This window comes from Gemmatimonas sp. UBA7669, from assembly GCF_002483225.1.
GTDB lineage: Bacteria > Gemmatimonadota > Gemmatimonadetes > Gemmatimonadales > Gemmatimonadaceae > Gemmatimonas.
The window spans coordinates 265,991-283,979 of the sequence record NZ_DLHL01000011.1 but is presented as its reverse complement, the minus strand read 5'-3'; the positions used below and the strand labels follow the sequence as shown (position 1 = coordinate 283,979).

Below are 17,989 nucleotides of genomic sequence, written 5' to 3'. Positions count from 1 at the left end.
AACGTCCGGTTGGAAGTAGAGAGAATTGGCATGATCAGTTGCTCCCCGGGCCACGGCCGCGCGCCGGAGCGGCGCCAGCGGCCGGCGCCGCGTCGGCGCTGGCCGCGATCACCGCCTGGATGAGCTGCGCGCGCTGCTTGGCCACTTCTTCACGCAGCACCTTGTCTTCGTCGAGCGAGAAGTAACGGCGGCCATCCACCCAGGTCTGCTCGGCCTTGGTGAACTGCGAGAGCGGGTAGCCGTTCCAGATCACGAAGTCGGCGTCCTTGCCGGCCTCCAGCGAGCCGATGCGCTTGTCGATGGCAATGGCCTTGGCCGCGTTGATGGTGACGGTGTTGAGTGCGTCGATCTCCGTCACGCCACTGCGCAGCAGCTTGCCCGCTTCCCAATTCATGCGGGTGGAGATCTCGTTGTCGTCGGAGTGCAGCGACGTCACCACGCCCGCTTCGAGCAGCATCTTGGCGTTGTAGCTCGTGGCATCATAGGCCTCGAGCTTGAAGGCGCCCCAGTCGCTCCACACCACGGCGGCCACGCCCGACTTCTTGAGTTCGTCGGCGATCTTGTACGCTTCCACACCGTGCTGCAGCGTCTGCACACGGAAGCCGAATTCTTCGGCCAGACGCACGAGCGCAAGGAACTCGTCGCCGCGATAGCCGTGCGAGCTCACCAGCAGCTTCTGGTTGAGGATGTCGAGGATGGCTTCCATGCGCAGGTCGCGGCGCGGTGGCAGCCCCGTCTTGGTCTTCTCCCAGGCTTTCCACTCCTTCTCGTAATCACGCGCGGCGAGGAAATGGTCGCGAATGATTTCCTGCACGCCCATGCGGGTGTTCGGATAACGCGTGGGCGCACGCTTCGGGTTTTCGCCGAGCGCAAACTTCACCGTGCGCGGCGCGTTCTCGATCTTGTATTCATCGGGCAGCGAACCCCAACGCGTCTTCACGAACACGTTCTCGCCACCGATGGGGTTGGCCGAGCCGTGCTTGATCATCGTGGTGGTGAGACCACCGGCGAGCTGGCGGTAGAACCAGATGTTGTTGTGCGTGATGACGTCGCCCATCTGCACTTCAGGCACGATGGCGAAGCCGCTTTCGTTCACGCTGCTCACACCGCCGTGCGTGTGCGGATCGATGAGGCCCGGCGTCACATGCTTGCCGGTGCCGTCAATTTCAATTGCGCCTGCGGGAGCGGACAGCTTCTGTCCCACGCGCACCACCTTGCCGTTCTGCACGAGCAGGTCGGCGTTTTCCATCTTGCCCTGCGGCCCCGACGTCCACACCGTGGCGTTGCGCACGATGACCGCAGCCGGCTGGGCTGGCGGTGCGCTGCGACCGAACTCCATGCTCGGACGAATGAAGGGCAGGTCGATCTTCGGGACCTTGACTGCCACGGCGCCGCGCGCGGCACCCTGGAACGGTTCCGTGCGCGTGCCCTTGTAGCTCGCGTCGGTGCCGGTGGGCAGGGACATGGTGCCGAAGAACTCTTCGCCGCGAACCGCGCCGGAGAGCAGCACGGCGCCCTCGAGGCCGAGCTGTTCGCCGTTGAAGGTGGCCTCCAGGCGACCCGTTTCGGCGATGATGCGCACGCCGGTGAGGTTCACCGGACGACGGCTTGGCATTTCGATGGTGCCGCGAATGCGGTTGAGCGGTCCTTCGAGGCGCAGCGTGGCGCTCTTGAAGGTGCCCTGATCATCCGACGCAATGGTCCAGGTGCCGCGCGGATCGACCTGCGGCGGACGGGTCACACCGTAGCGCGTGCCCTGCACCCACACGTCGCGAATGCTGGCCTCCTCGGTGAACAGATCGCCTTCGCTCACAACGAGGTTGGCCACCTTGCCCACGGCGATGGTGCCATGCGTCTTGTCGATGCCGAGAATGCCGGCGGGCACGGTGGTGAGCGCGGCGAGTGCCTTGTCGGGCGCGAGGCCGCGGGCCACGGCCACGCGCAGGTTGGGGAAGAACTGGTTGAGTGACGATAGCCCGTCGGCCGTGAGCGCGAACGGAATGTTGTTGCTGGCGAGCTGCCCGGGGTTGGTGGGCGCGAGGTACCAGTGGCGCAGGTCGCCGAGCGAGACGTTGTCGGCCGCCTCGGGGTTGCTGAGGGCGGGCGCGTCCGGGAAGGCGAGCGGCACGATGAGCGGCTGCGTGCGCGACTTGAGCACGTCAATGAGACGGTACTCCTGGCCGTTGCCACGGAACCACGGCGTGAGCTTGTAGTCGCTCGCAATCTTGAACGCGCGCAGGTACTCCTCTTCACTTTCGGTCTGGAAGAGCACCGGCTGCTGTCCCTTGACCGCCTTGCCGAGGGCGGCGAGCGCCTCGCTGGTTTCAGGGGGCAGGATGGAGCGGCCGCTCGTCTCGTAGGTACCCCAGGCGCGCATGTACCACTCGGCGTCGAGCAGCGTCTGCTTCATGAGCGCCGTGGTGCCCATGGTGGAGTTGGGGTACGTGCCACCAAGAGCGAAGGAGCGCGAGAAGCCAACGCTCTGCGCGAGGTCGGGGCGCAGCACGCGCTCGCGCACACCGGCGTCGCCGAGGTGCACCACCGAGGCCGTGCCGCGGAAGATGCCCTGGCGGGGCACGGCGAGCGCGGCGCCGAAGCCGAGGGAACGCAGTGAGGAGCGGCGGGTGGTGTCCTCCTTGGCGTTGGAGGTGGTGCTGAACCACGCGCGCACCTGCGGATTCCAGTGCGTGGGGCCCACGTCACCGCCCTGCTGGGGCGCGTCGCCCCCGAGGTCGGCGTGGGCGTCGATGAAGCCCGGGTAGACCGTGAGGCCCTTGAGGTCCCAGACGCGGGCGCCGGCCGGGGCGGCCGCATTAGCGCCAACCGCGGTAACGATGCCGTTGCGGATGACGATGGTGGCGTTGTCGAGCGTTTGGCCGGGCGCGGTGACGACACGGGCGCCAACCAGGGCGTGATAACCCGTGGCATTGGTGCGAAGACCCGTTACCGGCTCGGTGCGGGACGATTGCTGGGCCTCGAGCGTGGTGGCGGCAAATGCCGTGACGCCGAGGAGGGTACGAAACACTCTCACGAGGGGCTCCCGGTGACGGCCGAAGGGCGGGCCGTCGGTGACGAAATGGAGGGCGAGGACCGGCGCTGCGCGTCGGACGCCAAAGGCAACGCGGGCCAGCCCGTATATGTTGGCGTGTCGAGGGGCTGAGGGCAAATAACCAGGACGGTTTCGGCCCCGCCCAGCGTGGGAGGCTACGTCAAATGACGCATGGTCCCAATGGCAGCGGAGATGGAGAATGGAGGTGTCCACCATACCGGAGCCTTCATGTCCGTCCCCTCCATCCTGCTCATTCCTGGCCAGATTGCCTTGGTCTGGCTCATCGCTGATTTCATCACGGGTTTTGTACACTGGCTCGAGGATGCGTACGGCAATCCCGACCTGCCCGTGTTGGGTCAACACATGACGCGCCCCAACTTGCTGCACCACTACGCGCCGCGCGCCATCGTGGACAACAGCTGGTTCCGGAGCGCGCGCGGTTTGCTGGCCATCTGCGCGTTGCTTGGCCTGTTGGCTGCGGCGCTCGGTGTGTTCAACTGGATGGTGGCGCTCGGATTGTTTCTCTCGGCCAATGCCAACGAGGTACACAAGTGGAGTCATCGCACACGCCGGGAGAATGGCCCTGTGGTGCGTCTGCTGCAGCGACTGCGTCTTGTGCAGTCACCGTCGCATCATCATCGGCACCATGCGCACGAAAAGAACAGCAACTACTGCATTCTGACGGACTTTCTCAATCCCGTGCTGGAGCGCGTGCAGTTCTGGTCGCGGCTCGAGTGGGTCGTACTGCAGGTGTTCGGCGTGCCGCGGCGCGATGAGGACGCGGTGGCGGCGCGTCTGGTTGCTGAGGCGCCCGAGACGTTCGGGCCGTACCTGCCCATCGTGGTGCGGCGTTTGGGGCGGCACCACGAATAGGGCAGGCTTCACCCTCGCTGCGACCAGCACCTACCGTTGGGCGGCCTTGCGTCCGGGTGTGTACCACTCGCCGCGAATCCAGTCCACCACCATCTCGATTTCCTTCTGCGTGAGACTCTTCTCGACGCCGTAGCTGGGCATGCGATCGTTGTCCCGCCCGAAGAAACGCGGATGCGCCGGATCGTTCACAAAGGCAATCATCCAGTCACGCGATGCCCAGCCCGTGAGGTCGGGACTGTCGGTGCCCACATCCTCGAACGTGTGACACGAGGCGCAGCCGTAATCGGTGTTGCGAATGAATGCAGTGCCCAGCGCAATGCGCGCGCTGTCGCGCACATCGACCTCAGCCTGCGACGGCAACTTGGCCTGCGCCGACAGGGCCAGCACCACGTTCTGGCGCATGGTGACTTCGTCTTCGCCCTCGGGGATGTGATCGGCCAGCCACATGGCCATGTCTCCTTCGGCGTGATACGTGCCGCCCCAGTAGCGCGCCGTGAGAATGGTGTCGGCGTGCAGGAAGCCACTCACCCAGGCGCGCGAACCGAAGCCCTTGAGATCGGACGCCGAGATGGAATCCGTGGGCAGCGCATTGCCGAGCCCATCGTGCCCGTCGAAGCGATGGCACGAGGCGCAGTTGCGTGAGAAGATGCGCGGACCCTGCGTGTACGCGTCTTCGCGCATGAGCGTGAGCGCGCCGGTGATGGGCACACCACCCGACGCGAGCACCACCGCACGCTCGGCGTCGCGGCGCGAGACCGCTTTGGCCACCTGATACTCGGCGTCGTTGCGATCGGCGGACACGGCCTGCCAAGTGAGCAGCGCCACGCCGGCCAGCAGCACACCAAGGAAGCCGAGGTTGAAGCGATGACCGAGGCGCCAGCGCCCGATGATGGGCATGGCGACAATGATCAGCAACACCAGCGTGGGCAGGATGATGGCGCCGATGATTTCCGTCTTGCCCGGGAAATACTTGAGGAACTGGAACAGGAAGAGGAAATACCACTCGGGCCGCGCGGCCGAGAACTGCTCGGCCGGGTCGGCGGGAGCGCCCAGTGGCGCGCCGTGTTCGCGCACGACAAAGAACACCACGGCGGCGAGCACGGCGAGACAGGCGACCGCATCGCGTAGCACCTGCTCGGGCCAGAAGCCTTCGTCGGGTCCCTTGGGCGGCAGCTTGGGCGTGATGCCATGCTTCCGGAAGAGATACACGTGCCCGACGATGAGCAGGATGATGAGGCCGGGAATGAGGCCGGCATGCAGCGCAAAGAATCGGGTGAGCGTGTGGTGGCCGTAGGCCACGCCACCCACGACGACCGTTTGCATGGATTGCCCCACCACGGGACTCATGCCCACGAGATTGGTGGAGACGGCGGTGGACCAGTAGCCGTTCTGATCCCAGGGCAGCAGATAGCCCGTGAGGGAAAGCGCGAGAATGAGCAGCAGCAGCGCCACGCCAAACCAGAAGTTCACTTCGCGTGGGGCCTTGTACGCGCCGTCGATGACCACCTGCATGAGATGCAGCACGAGCAGCACGGTCATGGCCTGGGCCACGAAGTGATGCAACCCACGCAGGAACCAGCCCCCCATCATCTGGTGCTGGATGAAGTACACGCTCTCCCAGGCCGTCTGCGAACTGGGGCTGTACGACATCCACAGAAAAGTGCCCGTGATGACCTGCACCACGAAGAAAAACGTGAGCGTACTGCCCCACACATAGCGCCAGCGCGCGCCGCCCGGCACGTTCTCGAAGAGCACCTCGTGCAGCAGGCCCTTATAGCCCGTGCGCGAGTCGAGCCACTGCCTCCAGTCGTTCAGTCGATTGGCCATCAGACGGGAATCTTGTCCGGTGAGCCTTTGCGGAAGTTCTGGAAGCGCACCCAGACCTCACCGTCGCGCACTTCGGCCTCGAGCGCGTCCATGGCGCGCGGACTCGGGCTCTTGGGGTCGGCGATGCTGCCGTCGAGCGCGAAGGCACTCTTGTGACAGGGACAGAAGTAGCCCGACGACGCGGCATTGTAGCCCACCGAACAGCCAAGATGCGGACAGACGGTGTTGAGCACGCGCACGGTGTTCTCGCCCGTCTTCTGAATGTAGACCGAGCCCACGGGCACATTCTCGGTGCGATTCCAGGCGTCGACGAGTGTGTCGAGGACGGGGAACTTGCGCGGCTCGCCCGAGTCGGGCAGGGCCGAGAGCGCGGTGATGCGCACGAGGCCCCGGGTGTCCGTCTTGCGGCGGAGCGGGTCGAAGACGGTGAACAGGCCGGCCACGGGGGCCACGACGGAAATGAGGCCACCCACCACGACAGCGGCGGCCTTGGTGACGAAGTTGCGCCGGTCGGGCGCCTGATCGGACTCGGTCATGGGCGAGGGCAACGAGGCGGGAGGACCGGCGTGGGGCGTGTACTCACAAGTGCTCACCCTCCGAACAGCCGGTCCCGGTTGGGGTACTACGCAATGTGCGGGTGGTTCGCTGGTTCGGCCACAGCCTCTCGCCAGTCAGCGAACCGGGCGAGCCATCCGTATGTACCAGTGCCGTCCATCGCTTCATCCTGCCTACGGTCCGACTCAGCCCCTGCCTGCCATGCTCCTGCGATTCCGGTCTCTCGGTACACTGTCGCTGCTCGCCCTCGCGCTCACGTCGTCGGCTCTGCAGGCCCAGAGCGACGAAGAGACGCCATTGGGCAAGAAGATGGCCGCCATCAACACGGCCTTCAAAGCCATCGGGCGGCAGATCGAGGACCCTGCAAAGAATGCGAGCACGCTTGAGCAGATCACGGTCATGGAGACCAACGCCAAGGCGGCGCTGACGCTCGAACCCGAAAAGAAGGCGCAGGTGCCGGCGGCCCAGCAGGCCAAGTTCGTGGCCGACTACAAGGCGGGCATCCAGAAGTTCATCGATACCGCGGTCAAGCTGCGCACGGCCGTCAAGGCAGGCAAGAACGCCGAAGCCGTGGCCATCGTGGATGAGATGAAGGCGCAGCAGCGGGAGTCGCACAAGGAGTTCCGTATCCGGAAGGCGGGGGCGCCGCCGGCGCAGTAATTTTTGTGCACGACCGTTGGTTGCTGAGCGCCCCGTTTCGGTCGGTCCGAACGGGGCGTTTGCATTGTGCCTCCCTTTCTCCCTGCCCTGTCATGTTGCTGCGATTCCGCTCTCTCGGTGCGCTGGCCGCGCTGGCCCTTGCGTTCACCACCTCGGCGCTGCGTGCGCAGTCCACCGAAGACAAGACGCCGCTCGGTAAGAAGATGTCGGCCATGAATGCCGCATTCCGAACCATCGGTCAGCAGGTCGCCGATTCCAGCAAGAACGCGAGCACCCTGGAGCAGGTCACCATCTTCGAGACGAACGCCAAGGAGGCGCTGGCATTCGAGCCGGAGAAGAAGGCGCAGATCGAGTCGGCGGGGCAGGAGAAGTTCGTGGCCGACTTCAGGGCTGGTCTGCAAAAGCTCATTGATACTGCCGCGAAGCTGCACGAGGCCGTGGCGGCGGGCAAGAACGCGGACGCGGCGGCCATCGTGGAGCAGATGCGCACCATGCAGCGGGAATCACATCAGGTGTTCCGTATCCGCCGGCCGCCGCCGCCGGGGAAGTAACATGCAAACGGTGTCCACGCGGCGCGACATGGTGACCGTGGCGTTGATGCTCCTTGGAATTGCTGTCGCGATCTGGCTGTACAACGTGCTGCCCTCAGCGTTCCCCGTGCCGGCCCGGCTCACCATTGCCGGATGGAGCGGTGTGGGTCTGGTCTATCTCAGCACGCTTGTGGAGACATGGCCGGATCGACGGACTTCACGCAAGGCGTATGGGCATCTTGCCCTCGCAATCACCATGTGGCTCTCGGCTGCGAGCAACTATCTGCGCGAAGCCGGTTCCCCGGCGGGCAGACCATGGTCCTGGACGCTCCTCGCTTTGCACATTCCCCTGTTGGCGTTTGCCTACTCATGCCTGTGGCGCGATAACCGGAGCCACGCGGTGACGCCTCCGTCCTGAGGCCTTCACAAGCGGCGCACGACGTATTCGTGACACTGGAAACGGGGCAGGGCACCGTCTGGGGCCCTGCCCCGTTTTTATTGCCATGGGTCCAACGTCGGTCCTACCGCCATTGTCCCGCGCCTGGAGAAATGCCGAGCGCGAACATGACGAAGTCGTATCGCGGTTTCGCGATACGCTGCGCTGTTTCTCACAGGCCAACTGGCATCGCGAACCCGCGCCCGGGCGATGGAGTGCGGCGGCCCTGGCGCTGCACGTGTGTCAGTCCTACGAACTGGGTGCCGTCGCAGCACGTGGCGGACCGAGCATGGCACTGCGCAGTCCACGATCGCTGGCGTTCGTTTCCCGGCACGTGTTGCTGCGGCTGATGCTGGCCACGGGCACGTTCCCGCGCGAGGCACCGGCGCCGCGAGAGGTGCGGCCTGACTTGCAGGATGCCACGACGCTTCGCGTTGAGGACGTCGTGGCACGCCTGCACCATGCCAGTGCGGATGCCCTGACGGCGCTGCGCGCGCCCAATGCCGCGCCGTTCACGCACGCCTATTTCGGCACGCTCTCGCCGTACCATACGCTGCGATTGCTGAGCGCACACACACGCCACCATACGCAGGGGTTGGATGCGAGGCTGCTGCTGCGATCCTGACGTGCACGAGGGTCCGCGTCAGTGCGCGCGCGTCGTCGCCATGCGCCGCCGTCCGCTCTCGAGACTGCGGTCCGCGTCATCAATGGCACGCCGCAGCACCCAGGCCTTCTCCTCCTGATCGCGCTCCCGGTCCGCATCACGCAAGCCCCGCTCCAGTGCACGACGTGCGGTCCCGTCGACGCGATTGCCAAGTGCCAGCACGCTGCGCGCAGCCACTTCGTAGATGGCCGCCGTGGCCTCGACGTTGCCGTCGTTGAAGAGCGGTGCCCCACGTCGCACGGCAAGGCTCAGCAGCTCACGCGCCGCACGTGCATCGGACGCCCGATCGGGTTCATCGGCCGACACACGGTCTGGCGGCAGCAGCACCTCGTCGATGACGTGAATGACGCCATTGGTGGCTGGTACATCGGCGCGCAGCACGGCAGCCGAGTTGATGCGCAGTGTGCTGCCTTCGCTGCGAATGCGCACGCTGCGTCCTTCCACGGTGCTGGCACTGTTCAGGCGACGTGCCTGAGAGGCTGTGACCCGTCCGGGTACGACATGATAAAGCAGAATGCTGCGCAGCTGCTCCACGTTTTCCGGCTTGAGCAGGTTCTCGACCGTACCCGCGGGCAGCTTGCGAAAGGCTTCGTCCGTTGGGGCAAACACGGTGAACGGACCGTTGCCGAGTAACGTGGACGTCAGGCCCGCGGCCTCGAGGGCCGTAACGAGCGTGGCGAACTGCCCCGCGCTGCGCGCCACGGTGGGAATGTCCCCGCGCTGGGCGGCGACGGGGGAAACGGACAGACAGAGCAGGGAGGCGGCGGGCAGCAGCGCACGCCGCAGGCGCGCGGAACGACGAATGGGCAGCATGGGAACACCTCGCGAGGCATGAGGAACGTGGGAATGACCGGGGCACGGCCCGGGTTGATCCGGCGTGCATGGCGGTATTCGCTGCCCAAACCGATTCCGGATGCACCGGCATCCCAAGCCCTGGTGGTGCATCCAAACCACCCTCTGCAGTCGAACTCTCTCGTGGCCGGGGACTCCCCTCCGGTCATCGTGCCCGCTCTGCGAACCAGCCTGACATCCGTGCCGTTCAATTTCCGTGGCCACCCCCTCCGTCACTTCGCTTTCCATGTTCACGTCCGACCTCACGCCAGGTGAAGAGGTCGCGCCGCTGCTCGGTCGTATTGCGAGTGGCGACGAGCGGGCGGTGCGTGAGTGTGTGTTGCGCTACGGCCCCATGGTGATGGCGCTCGCGCGCCGCTGGTCCACCGATCGCGCGGATGCCGAGGATGCCGTGCAGGACATCTTCTTCGATCTGTGGAAGACGGCGGCGCGCTACGATGCCTCCCGATCGAGCGAGCGCGGGTTCGTGATGTTGCTGGCACGTCGCCGACTCATCGACCGGCATCGCAAGCGCCTGCGCATGGTGCGCACCGAGTCGGTGGAGGCCGGCTTCGACCTGCCGGATGTGCCCTCGGAGGAGGGGGTGGCCGTGACGGACGCCGTGTCTGCACAGGACGCATTGGCCACATTGACGCCGATGCAGCGGCGGTGTATCGAGCGCCACCTGCTCGATGGTCGCACGCACGAAGAGATCGCCAAGGAGCAAGCTTTGCCGCTGGGAACGGTCAAATCGCACATCCGCCGCGGCCTGCTGCGCGCGCGGGCACTCCTCACGGGTCAGCGCGAATCGCAGGAGGAGCGATGAACAGCCACTCACCGGATCACGAACCGGCTCGCATGGATCTGCATGCACTGGAGCCAACGGTGGCCGAGCTCACGGCGGTGCTTGCTCGTCAGGCGGCTGAACACGACGCCAGTGCGCCGACTGGCGCCTCCGAATTCTCGGCGGATTTTGCGGAGCGCTTGATCGCGGACGGCGAAGCGATGGTCGGAAGTTGGCGCCGGTCTGCTCTCCCGCTCGCTGCATCGTCTGGTGGTGGTCCGACGAACATTCGGCCAGCACGCCGTCGTCGTGCGCTGTTCGTGTGGGCCTTGGCGACGGCCGCCGGCCTGGCGGTGCTGCTGCCGCGTCTTGCTCCGCTATGGCAGAACACCGTAGCCGATGCTGCGGCGCCCGTCTCTGGTCCGTCAGCGGCGCAGTTGTTTGCGGAACTGCGCGCTGACCCGGCGGTCGTGCCGGTGCGCTGGGCCGAGTCCGAAGACCCGGCCGCAATGAATGCCGACGGGGAGGTTTGGTGGGATGCCGCACGGCAGCGCGGCGTGCTGCGCATCCGTGGCCTCGTGCCCAACGATCCGCGTCTGGCGCAGTACCAGCTCTGGATTGTCGATGCCGAGCGCGACGCGCGCTATCCGGTGGATGGTGGCGTGTTCGACATTGGCCGCGATGGCGAGGTACTGGTGGTTATCGACGCGCGCGTGCCGGTGCGTCGGGCTACCCTGTTTGCCGTGACGCTCGAAGTGCCCGGTGGGGTGGTGGTGTCCACGCGTGAACGTCTCGTGTTGACGGCGGCGGTTGGTGGATGATACACCCGCCAACGGCCAACTCGTCGTTCAGCGCTTCACCAACTCCACGCGTCGATTCTGCTGACGCCCTTCGGGTGTGGTGTTGGGTGCGGCAGGCGCCGCTTGTCCTCGGCCTGTGGCCGTGAGTCGCGATCCATCGATGCCATACTGCGACACGAGCGCGGCGCGTACCGCGTCGGCCCGCTTCTGTGACAGCGCCAAATTGGCCGCCGCTGCGCCCACGTTGTCGGTGTGCCCCTCAATGGTGAGCTGGAGATCGGTGTGCTCGTTCAGCATGGCCGCGATTTCCTTGAGCGTCGGGGTGCTTTCCGGCCGGATGACGTCCTTGCCCGTATCGAAGTAGATACCCTGCGTGGCCACCCGTCCCGACTCGGCCAGCGCGTCATAGAGCTTTCGGCCGCCGCCTGCGAGCCGCACGTTGCGAATGAAGATGGGGTCCTCTTCGGTACCGTCACACCAGAAGTGCACCCGATCACTGCGCGTATGGGTGAGATTGGGTACGTTGACGACCCGCTTGGCATCGATGTACGACTTGACATACATGCCGTCCACCATGATGCGCGCCTGATACGGCACGCCAACACCCTCATCATCCTTGGCGTCGACGCGCGTGACGTCGCCGTTCTGCCGGGTGTAGCCTCCGTCGTGGCGCGCCGAGAAGTTGAGATACGGCGGCTCACTCTGACCACCCGGATAGACCCAGCACTCGCCGTCGGTCCCGAGCAGTTCGAACTCGAGTGTCCAGCGAGACGGGAGCGGGCCGGCGGCCTTGACGGCAAACTCATTGGGCTTGCCGTTGCCGCGCACCCAGCGTTCGCCTTCGATCTCCACAATCTCCCAGTTGCCACCCACGGCCTCGAGGGCGCGCGGAAAATCACCGACGACGTCCTTGCTGAAGTCGGTGACGACGAGCGGCTTTTCACCGGGCACGAAGTCGTAGTTGGCCCAGGCCGATGCCGCAGCCGGACGTCGCGGTGCAGGCCGAGCAGTCGCCTCGGTTTCCGAATCGGCGGCCTCCGCGGCCTTCTTGGCCGCGTTCTTCTCAACCGCCACATCCGCCGGGATGGTCTTGCCTGCCTTGTCGGTCCGCACCACGGTGCGGCCCTCGTCACGCGCCTTGCTGATGCACTCCGTGTCGGTCACCACGCATTTGACCACGTTCACGCTGCCGTCGATGGCCTTGTCGACCGCTTCGTCGGTCTTGCGGTTGAGTGCGTCTTCGCCGCGTTGTTTGGCGCGCTCGGCTGCGCGCTGCTTGAGTCGTTCACCGAGACTTTGAGCACTTGAAACGGACGGCATACCGCCAAGTGCGACGGCCGCAAACAGAACAAGGTGAGAGCGCATCATCATGTCGCGAGGGGAGGGTTACTGGGAATTGGAATTTCCGACATGAAACTATGTCCATCTTTCGACGCGGCAAGCGGTGTCGTGTTTACGGTGCAGCCGTGCCACTGCACCAACGCCTCAGCGAGCCCGGATGTCCCGCCCTCGCTGACCCAGGCGACATGCCCGTCCGGTCGCACGAGGAGTCCACGTGGTGGTGTCACTTCACCGATGACCGGAAGCACCCAGCGTTCCCGGCACTCGGCATTGATCATGCGCACGTGCTGCGTCCACGGTCCGATGTCGATGCTGTCTTGCACGCCCAGGTCGATGAGCAGCGGGCGGGCATCATGCAGCAGCGTGGCGATGTGCGTTGGACCATCGGCCGTGTGAAGCCGCAGATCCGGAATGCGGCGACCGAGCAGGGGATGCCCATGGCCCAGATCGTAGTGCACATCGAGTCCGGCAAGCATGGCCGCCACTGCCACCCGGGGTTCGTTCATGACAAGCCACGACGCGACGCTCTCACGCAGCGCCTCGGTTTGCGCGTCCGTACGCAGCAGGGCGGACTGCGCGCGGGTGTTCTGCAGCACGCGGGCCGCCACCGGATGGCGCTCGCGCTGGTAGCTGTCGAGTAGCGTCTCATCGGAGATGCCACGCACCACCTGCGCGAGCTTCCAACCCAGATTGAAGGCGTCTTGCATGCCCAGGTTGAGTCCCTGGCCACCGGTGGGGTAATGCACATGCGCCGCATCGCCAGCGACCAGCAGGCGCCCCACGCGATACGGCGATGCCTGACGCGCGGCGTCCGTGAACCATGACAACCAGCTGGCATCGTGTGCGCCGAAGTCCTGGCCGTACACCTCACGCAGGCGCTGACACACCTCGTCCAATGTCGGTGCCGTGCGACGTTCGACGCCGGCTTCCGTGAGCATCACACGAGCGCGAACGGTGCCGGGTACCGCATTGGAGGCGCCGCCGCCCGTCTCGGGCAATGGACCGATGGCATGGATGCCCAGCACGTCGCGCTTCAGTCCCCACGCCGGCGTCTCACGCAGGCGCAGCTCGGCCAGTATGTGACAGATGCTTGGTGGCGATCCCTCGAAGGCCATACCGGCCGCACGGCGCACCACACTGTGCGCACCGTCGCAGCCCACGACCCACGCGCCGCGGAGCACCTCGCCGTCGTCAAGCGGCACCGTTACCGCATGCTCGTCCTGCATGAGCTGCGCCACCACGGTATTCCGACGAATGCTGACCCCGCATTTCGTCGCCCAGGCAAGCAGCTGTCGCTCAATATCCTGCTGTGAAAGCGCCAGGCCGTACGGGTGTCGCGTGGGGAAGTCGCTGATGTCGAGTGGCATCCAGGCAAAGCCCACGATCTGCGCGGGCGCACCTGCGGCCAGGAACGGCGCGAGCGCGCCGCGGGTCTCGAGCAGCTCGAGGGTACGGGCGTGCAGGCCGCCGGCGCGCGAACCGTCAAGGTCCTGATTCGCCCGACGCTCGAGCACGAGGACGTTCACTTTGGCAATGGCCAATTCGGCGGCGAGGGTGAGTCCGGTCGGGCCAGCACCAACGATGATGACGTCAGCGTCCAAACCTGTTGACGACGGCGACCGAGAGCCGGACAGGATGGCCGGGGGAAGTGTGCTCATGGTTGCGCTCCGGTGTGGGTGAACAACGGCACCGACAGTACCATGCCCCCGGGTCCTTGCCGCAAGCCGTGGGGGTGGCTACATCTTCGTTGTGGCGAGAGAGGCCGGCGGTGAACCATCCGCGCCCTTGCCCCGTTGGCACAGCATGGCTGTCCAACTTGTTTGGTTGAAGCGCGACCTGCGCCTCCATGACCACGCACCGTTTGCCGCTGCGGCACGTCAGGGCCCGGTGGTAGCGCTCTATGTGTTCGAGCCCAGCATGGTGCGCGCACCGGATCATGATGTGCAGCATTTCCGCTTCATTTCGGACGCACTGACGGAACTGCGGCAGCGTCTCGTCAAACGCGGTGGTGCGTTGCTCATTCGCACGGGAGAACTCCCGGCCGTGATGGAGCAGGTCGTGCAGGAGGTCGGCGCCGAGTGCGTGTGGGCGCATGAGGAAACCGGCAATGCGCTCAGCTACGCCCGCGATCGCCGCGTGCGCGCCTGGGCCAGAGCCCGCGGACTCCCGTTTCGCGAATTGCCGGGGAGTGGTGTGATACGGCGGCTGGACTCGCGTGATGGCTGGGCTGAGCGTTGGGAGGCCTTTGTACGAGCGCCGGTGGCCAATCCACCGCAGCAGTTTGCGGCACTTCCCTGGTTTCAGGCACCGGATGGGAAGGCAGCACCGGAAGCCGGTGTCGTTCCCACGCCGGCATCACTCGGCGTGCAGAATGCCTCCACGCGGCCAGTGCAATCCGCGGCCGGAGAACGTGCCGCGCGCGAAACCCTGCACAGCTTTCTCACGGCGCGCGGTGAAGACTATCGTCGCGCGATGTCATCACCGGTGTCAGCCTTCTCCGCCTGCTCTCGAGTCAGTGCGCATCTCGCGTTTGGCACCATGTCCGGCAGGCAAGCGTGGCAGGCGGCGCAGCGACGACGCGCGGAGTTGCTAGACGATCGGCCGGGCCACGCGGCATGGCTGGCCTCGCTCCAGTCGTTCACGGCCCGACTGGCCTGGCGTGATCACTTCATGCAGAAACTCGAAGATGAGCCACGCATCGAGTACGAGGAGTTCTCACGCGCCTATCAGGGCCTCCGCTCCGAAGAACCCGACGGCGCACGACTGGATGCGTGGATTGAGGGTCGCACGGGCTATCCGTTCGTCGATGCCTGCATGCGGGCCCTGCGCGCGCATGGCTGGATCAACTTCCGCATGCGCGCGATGCTCGTGTCCTTTGCCTCGTATCATCTCTGGTTGCCGTGGCAGGCCACATCCAAGGCACTGGCGCCGCACTTTCTGGACTACGAGCCGGGTATTCACTACTCGCAGTTCCAGATGCAGTCGGGCACGACGGGCATCAACACCGTCCGCATCTACAATCCCTACAAGCAGGGGCTGGAGCACGACCCCGACGGGGCCTTCATCCGGCATTGGGTACCGGAGCTGGAATCGGTACCGGTGGACTTTGTGCATGCCCCACACGAGATGCCGGCCCTGATGGCCGGAATGACCGGTTTGCGTCTCGGACTCGACTATCCGTGGCCGATCGTGGATCACGCTTCGGCATATCGCGAAGCGCGCGATCGTGTGCACGCCGTACGCCGCAGTCTCGCGGCGCGGGCCGAAGCGGCGTCCGTGTACGCCATGCACGGCTCGCGCAAAGAGCCGCTGCACAAGCGGACGCGCTGAGCGATGCGCTGAGCGACGCGCGGCTGCTGTCGGTACGCCGCGCCGCTCCGTACTTTCCCGCCATGCCCAACTCCCGTTCTCTCGCGGTGGTGACCGGCGCCACCGCCGGCATTGGTCACGTATTTGCGCAGCGACTTGCTGCGGCCGGCCATGATCTCCTGCTGGTGGCGCGTGATGCGGAGCGACTGCGCGACGTGTGCCAGGCATTGCAGGCCGAGTGGTCCGTGCAGGCGGAGGCCTTTGTGGCCGACCTCTCCACGGACGAGGACATTGCGCGGCTGGCCGAGCGATTGCGGGTGGAGTCGAATGGCACAACGGGGCGGCAGATGGTGCTGGTGAGCAATGCCGGATTCGGAACCCGCGGCACCATCATCACCGCGGATCCTGACAAGCAACGGCGCATGCTGCGTCTGCATGTGCAAGCCACCCACGAGCTGGTGAGTGCGGTGGTACCCGGTATGGTGGCACGTGGCGCGGGCACGATCATCGTGGTGGCCAGCGTGGCCAGTTGGTCGCCAACGGCCGGCAATGTGAACTACAACGCCACCAAGGCCTATCAACGCGTGTACTGTGAAGCGCTGGCGACCGAGCTTGTGGACAGTGGTGTGTCCGTGCAGGCGCTGTGTCCGGGCTTCACGTATACGGAGTTCCACGATCGCCTGGGCAGTGGCCGCAAGGGCATTCCGTCATGGGCCTGGCTGTCGGCTGACCGCGTGGTCGATGAGAGTCTGGCGCAGGTTGCGCGAAAAGGGGCGGTGGTCTGCGTCCCGGGGAAGCGATTCAAACTCATTGTGTTCTTGCTCAAGCATGCCATGTGGATGCTGGGCAGCCTTCGCCAACGCTATCGACGGGATCGGCTCAAGGTATGATGCACCCTCTTCCACGTCTTGTTGGGCTGGTGATGGGATTGGCCATGAGCGCCAATCTGGCGTTGTCGCAAACTACGCAGGCGGGCGGCAGCGGATCGCCGTATCTGCTCAGTGTGTCGGTCGGCATACCCGCCGCGTACGGCGAAACGGCCCGCGAGCTTTACACGCTTGGTGTCCAGTGGACACAGTGGAAGCCGGGTCGGCTGTCTGCCGATGTCGCAGTGGGTACCATGCCGCGGTTGCTGGCCAACAGTGTATTGGGCATCGGCCTGCGTGGCGGTGCGGCGCTCCCGCTTGAACTCACACGAGGGGCATATCTGCTGCCATCGGCGGGAGTCAGCGTGATTGGGGTCGCCGGTGGAGGCGTGACCGACGGGGCGTATGGCCCGCATGTGGGACTGGCGACAGTGCTGCTGGGCCAGAACAATCTTGGCCTGCGGGCCGGCGCCACCTGGAACCTGTTTCGCGAAGCCCGGGAAGGGGTGTGGTTGCTGGAGCTTGGGGTCGCCATTCGCCGCTGAGCACGGCAAATGCTGAGCTCGTGCGCCGAGCGGTGTGTGACAGGAGAGGCTGGCGGCAGGTAGGGTGTGCACACGAGTCGCTGCGCCTCTTCACCTGCACCTCGAGCATTCATATGTCAAAAAGCACGCTGTTCGCTTCACACCAACTTCTGCGTTCACCCGCTGCGGCAGTCTTGGCGCTGACCTTGCTGGCCGCCTGCGACGAGCGCGCAACCGAACCCCTGCCACCGCCTGCGGATCAACCCGATCGCGTCGAGCAAATTGACCTGCGTCAGGCCACGTTCCGGCTCGGTCAGGGCGATAGTGCCAGTATCCAGCCGCGTCTCGTGGGTCGCAACGGCCGCGAACTGACGGGACGTACCGTGCGCTACACGATCGATGATTCGCTCATTGCGGGCATCGATTCCACGGGGCGACTGATCGCAAAGGGCTCCGGCATTACCACTGTGCGTGTTGCCAGCGAGGGTGTGAACGCATCAGCGCGCGTTGAGGTGCTGCCTGGCGCTCGTGTGCATGCCCTCATGCGCCAGGACGGTCGCGATATCCCCATCCTCGTCGCCAGCGACTCCGTGGAATGGGATGGAGTGCCGGAATACCACGAGGTGTGGCTCGAGAGCGGCCGGCTCAAGTTCATCGCCGGTGCGCAGCCACGGTACGAAGTGGAGTTGCGGTACGTGGAGTACAACGTGCGCGACGTGGACGGCCGGCGGGAAAAGCAGCTCCGCTTGGTGCAGCGCGAGACAGACTTTGGCACGGTGCAGCTCGATGCGCAGGGCGCTGTGCGCATGACGTCCGAGTTTGTCTGGCCCCTCGAGCATCGCGCGACACGAACCGCCGATGGCTACACCTTGCGGTATCGCGTGGCGGGAACGAACGATGTGCTCACCCTCAGTTATCGCGCTGGCCCCTGATGAAGGAG

The 17,989-nt window shown here is 65.5% G+C and carries 16 protein-coding genes and 1 pseudogene; 11 read left to right on the top strand and 6 right to left on the bottom strand.

Going from position 1 to position 17,989, the window contains the following annotated elements; genetic code table 11:
- Positions 1 to 34 precede the first annotated feature (34 nt).
- Positions 35 to 3,031 (bottom strand): amidohydrolase family protein, encoded by a 2,997-nt coding sequence (locus B2747_RS03600; RefSeq protein WP_291156973.1) that lies wholly within the window; start codon positions 3,029 to 3,031, stop codon positions 35 to 37.
- A 246-nt stretch (positions 3,032 to 3,277) separates the two neighbouring features.
- On the opposite strand from B2747_RS03600, the gene B2747_RS03595 reads away from it, so the two are divergent.
- Positions 3,278 to 3,922, top strand: coding sequence for a fatty acid desaturase CarF family protein (locus tag B2747_RS03595; protein WP_291156971.1), 645 nt, complete (start codon positions 3,278 to 3,280; stop codon positions 3,920 to 3,922).
- Between the two features lie 30 nt (positions 3,923 to 3,952).
- Here B2747_RS03595 and B2747_RS03590 read toward each other — a convergent pair whose 3' ends face one another.
- On the bottom strand, positions 3,953 to 5,749 hold the full coding sequence (locus tag B2747_RS03590; RefSeq protein ID WP_291156969.1) for a cytochrome b N-terminal domain-containing protein: 1,797 nt from the start codon (positions 5,747 to 5,749) through the stop codon (positions 3,953 to 3,955).
- Positions 5,749 to 6,285, bottom strand: a complete 537-nt coding sequence (locus B2747_RS03585) for a Rieske 2Fe-2S domain-containing protein (RefSeq protein WP_291156967.1) — start codon at positions 6,283 to 6,285, stop codon at positions 5,749 to 5,751. The genes B2747_RS03590 and B2747_RS03585 overlap by 1 nt, the downstream gene beginning before the upstream one ends.
- Positions 6,286 to 6,505: 220 nt before the next feature.
- On the opposite strand from B2747_RS03585, the gene B2747_RS03580 reads away from it, so the two are divergent.
- The 4 genes from B2747_RS03580 to B2747_RS03565 all read left to right on the top strand — a co-directional run bounded on the left by B2747_RS03580 (position 6,506) and on the right by B2747_RS03565 (position 8,555).
- Positions 6,506 to 6,964 carry a cytochrome b562 gene (locus B2747_RS03580; protein WP_291156965.1) on the top strand — a complete coding sequence of 153 codons (459 nt, stop codon included), beginning with the start codon at positions 6,506 to 6,508 and terminating at the stop codon, positions 6,962 to 6,964.
- A gap of 92 nt (positions 6,965 to 7,056) precedes the next feature.
- Positions 7,057 to 7,515 carry a cytochrome b562 gene (locus B2747_RS03575; protein WP_291156963.1) on the top strand — a complete coding sequence of 153 codons (459 nt, stop codon included), beginning with the start codon at positions 7,057 to 7,059 and terminating at the stop codon, positions 7,513 to 7,515.
- A 1-nt stretch (position 7,516) separates the two neighbouring features.
- Positions 7,517 to 7,912, top strand: coding sequence for a hypothetical protein (locus B2747_RS03570; protein ID WP_291156961.1), 396 nt, complete (start codon positions 7,517 to 7,519; stop codon positions 7,910 to 7,912).
- Positions 7,913 to 7,997: 85 nt separating this feature from the next.
- Entirely contained in the window at positions 7,998 to 8,555 is a 558-nt protein-coding gene (locus B2747_RS03565; RefSeq protein WP_291156959.1) for a DinB family protein, read from the top strand.
- 348 nt (positions 8,556 to 8,903) lie between these two features.
- On the opposite strand, the pseudogene B2747_RS20125 reads toward B2747_RS03565, so the two are convergent.
- Positions 8,904 to 9,407 (bottom strand): annotated as a pseudogene (locus B2747_RS20125) (fasciclin domain-containing protein); the annotation flags it as partial.
- A 265-nt stretch (positions 9,408 to 9,672) separates the two neighbouring features.
- On the opposite strand from B2747_RS20125, the gene B2747_RS03555 reads away from it, so the two are divergent.
- Both B2747_RS03555 and B2747_RS03550 read left to right on the top strand, forming a co-directional pair.
- Positions 9,673 to 10,251, top strand: coding sequence for an RNA polymerase sigma factor (locus B2747_RS03555; RefSeq protein ID WP_291156957.1), 579 nt, complete (start codon positions 9,673 to 9,675; stop codon positions 10,249 to 10,251).
- Positions 10,248 to 11,030, top strand: coding sequence for an anti-sigma factor domain-containing protein (locus tag B2747_RS03550; protein ID WP_291156955.1), 783 nt, complete (start codon positions 10,248 to 10,250; stop codon positions 11,028 to 11,030). Before B2747_RS03555 ends, B2747_RS03550 begins: the two co-directional genes overlap by 4 nt.
- A 27-nt stretch (positions 11,031 to 11,057) precedes the next feature.
- On the opposite strand, the gene B2747_RS03545 is transcribed toward B2747_RS03550, so the two are convergent.
- Together B2747_RS03545 and B2747_RS03540 are read right to left on the bottom strand one after the other, a co-directional pair.
- Positions 11,058 to 12,380, bottom strand: coding sequence for an OmpA family protein (locus B2747_RS03545; protein WP_291156953.1), 1,323 nt, complete (start codon positions 12,378 to 12,380; stop codon positions 11,058 to 11,060).
- Complete coding sequence (locus B2747_RS03540; protein ID WP_291156951.1) at positions 12,377 to 14,008, bottom strand: FAD-dependent monooxygenase; 1,632 nt, start codon at positions 14,006 to 14,008, stop codon at positions 12,377 to 12,379. The genes B2747_RS03545 and B2747_RS03540 overlap by 4 nt, the downstream gene beginning before the upstream one ends.
- A 145-nt stretch (positions 14,009 to 14,153) precedes the next feature.
- Here B2747_RS03540 and B2747_RS03535 point away from each other — a divergent pair, with 145 nt between their 5' ends.
- From B2747_RS03535 to B2747_RS03520, 4 genes are all read left to right on the top strand, one after another.
- Positions 14,154 to 15,680: a cryptochrome/deoxyribodipyrimidine photo-lyase family protein gene (locus B2747_RS03535; RefSeq protein WP_291156949.1), complete on the top strand. Its 1,527-nt coding sequence runs from the start codon at positions 14,154 to 14,156 to the stop codon at positions 15,678 to 15,680.
- 62 nt (positions 15,681 to 15,742) lie between these two features.
- Entirely contained in the window at positions 15,743 to 16,549 is an 807-nt protein-coding gene (locus tag B2747_RS03530) for an SDR family NAD(P)-dependent oxidoreductase (RefSeq protein WP_291156947.1), read from the top strand.
- Entirely contained in the window at positions 16,546 to 17,070 is a 525-nt protein-coding gene (locus B2747_RS03525) for a hypothetical protein (RefSeq protein ID WP_291156945.1), read from the top strand. Before B2747_RS03530 ends, B2747_RS03525 begins: the two co-directional genes overlap by 4 nt.
- Before the next feature lie 113 nt (positions 17,071 to 17,183).
- Positions 17,184 to 17,981: an Ig-like domain-containing protein gene (locus B2747_RS03520; protein ID WP_291156943.1), complete on the top strand. Its 798-nt coding sequence runs from the start codon at positions 17,184 to 17,186 to the stop codon at positions 17,979 to 17,981.
- The last annotated feature ends 8 nt before the right edge of the window (positions 17,982 to 17,989 follow it).

Coding starts and splice junctions, on each gene's coding strand:
- B2747_RS03595 (WP_291156971.1), top strand. CDS start 3,278: ATGTCCGTCCCCTCCATCCTGCTCATTCCTGGCCAGATTGCCTTGGTC.
- B2747_RS03590 (WP_291156969.1), bottom strand. CDS start 5,749: ATGGCCAATCGACTGAACGACTGGAGGCAGTGGCTCGACTCGCGCACG.
- B2747_RS03585 (WP_291156967.1), bottom strand. CDS start 6,285: ATGACCGAGTCCGATCAGGCGCCCGACCGGCGCAACTTCGTCACCAAG.
- B2747_RS03580 (WP_291156965.1), top strand. CDS start 6,506: ATGCTCCTGCGATTCCGGTCTCTCGGTACACTGTCGCTGCTCGCCCTC.
- B2747_RS03575 (WP_291156963.1), top strand. CDS start 7,057: ATGTTGCTGCGATTCCGCTCTCTCGGTGCGCTGGCCGCGCTGGCCCTT.
- B2747_RS03570 (WP_291156961.1), top strand. CDS start 7,517: ATGCAAACGGTGTCCACGCGGCGCGACATGGTGACCGTGGCGTTGATG.
- B2747_RS03565 (WP_291156959.1), top strand. CDS start 7,998: ATGGGTCCAACGTCGGTCCTACCGCCATTGTCCCGCGCCTGGAGAAAT.
- B2747_RS03555 (WP_291156957.1), top strand. CDS start 9,673: ATGTTCACGTCCGACCTCACGCCAGGTGAAGAGGTCGCGCCGCTGCTC.
- B2747_RS03550 (WP_291156955.1), top strand. CDS start 10,248: ATGAACAGCCACTCACCGGATCACGAACCGGCTCGCATGGATCTGCAT.
- B2747_RS03545 (WP_291156953.1), bottom strand. CDS start 12,380: ATGATGATGCGCTCTCACCTTGTTCTGTTTGCGGCCGTCGCACTTGGC.
- B2747_RS03540 (WP_291156951.1), bottom strand. CDS start 14,008: ATGAGCACACTTCCCCCGGCCATCCTGTCCGGCTCTCGGTCGCCGTCG.
- B2747_RS03535 (WP_291156949.1), top strand. CDS start 14,154: ATGGCTGTCCAACTTGTTTGGTTGAAGCGCGACCTGCGCCTCCATGAC.
- B2747_RS03530 (WP_291156947.1), top strand. CDS start 15,743: ATGCCCAACTCCCGTTCTCTCGCGGTGGTGACCGGCGCCACCGCCGGC.
- B2747_RS03525 (WP_291156945.1), top strand. CDS start 16,546: ATGATGCACCCTCTTCCACGTCTTGTTGGGCTGGTGATGGGATTGGCC.
- B2747_RS03520 (WP_291156943.1), top strand. CDS start 17,184: ATGTCAAAAAGCACGCTGTTCGCTTCACACCAACTTCTGCGTTCACCC.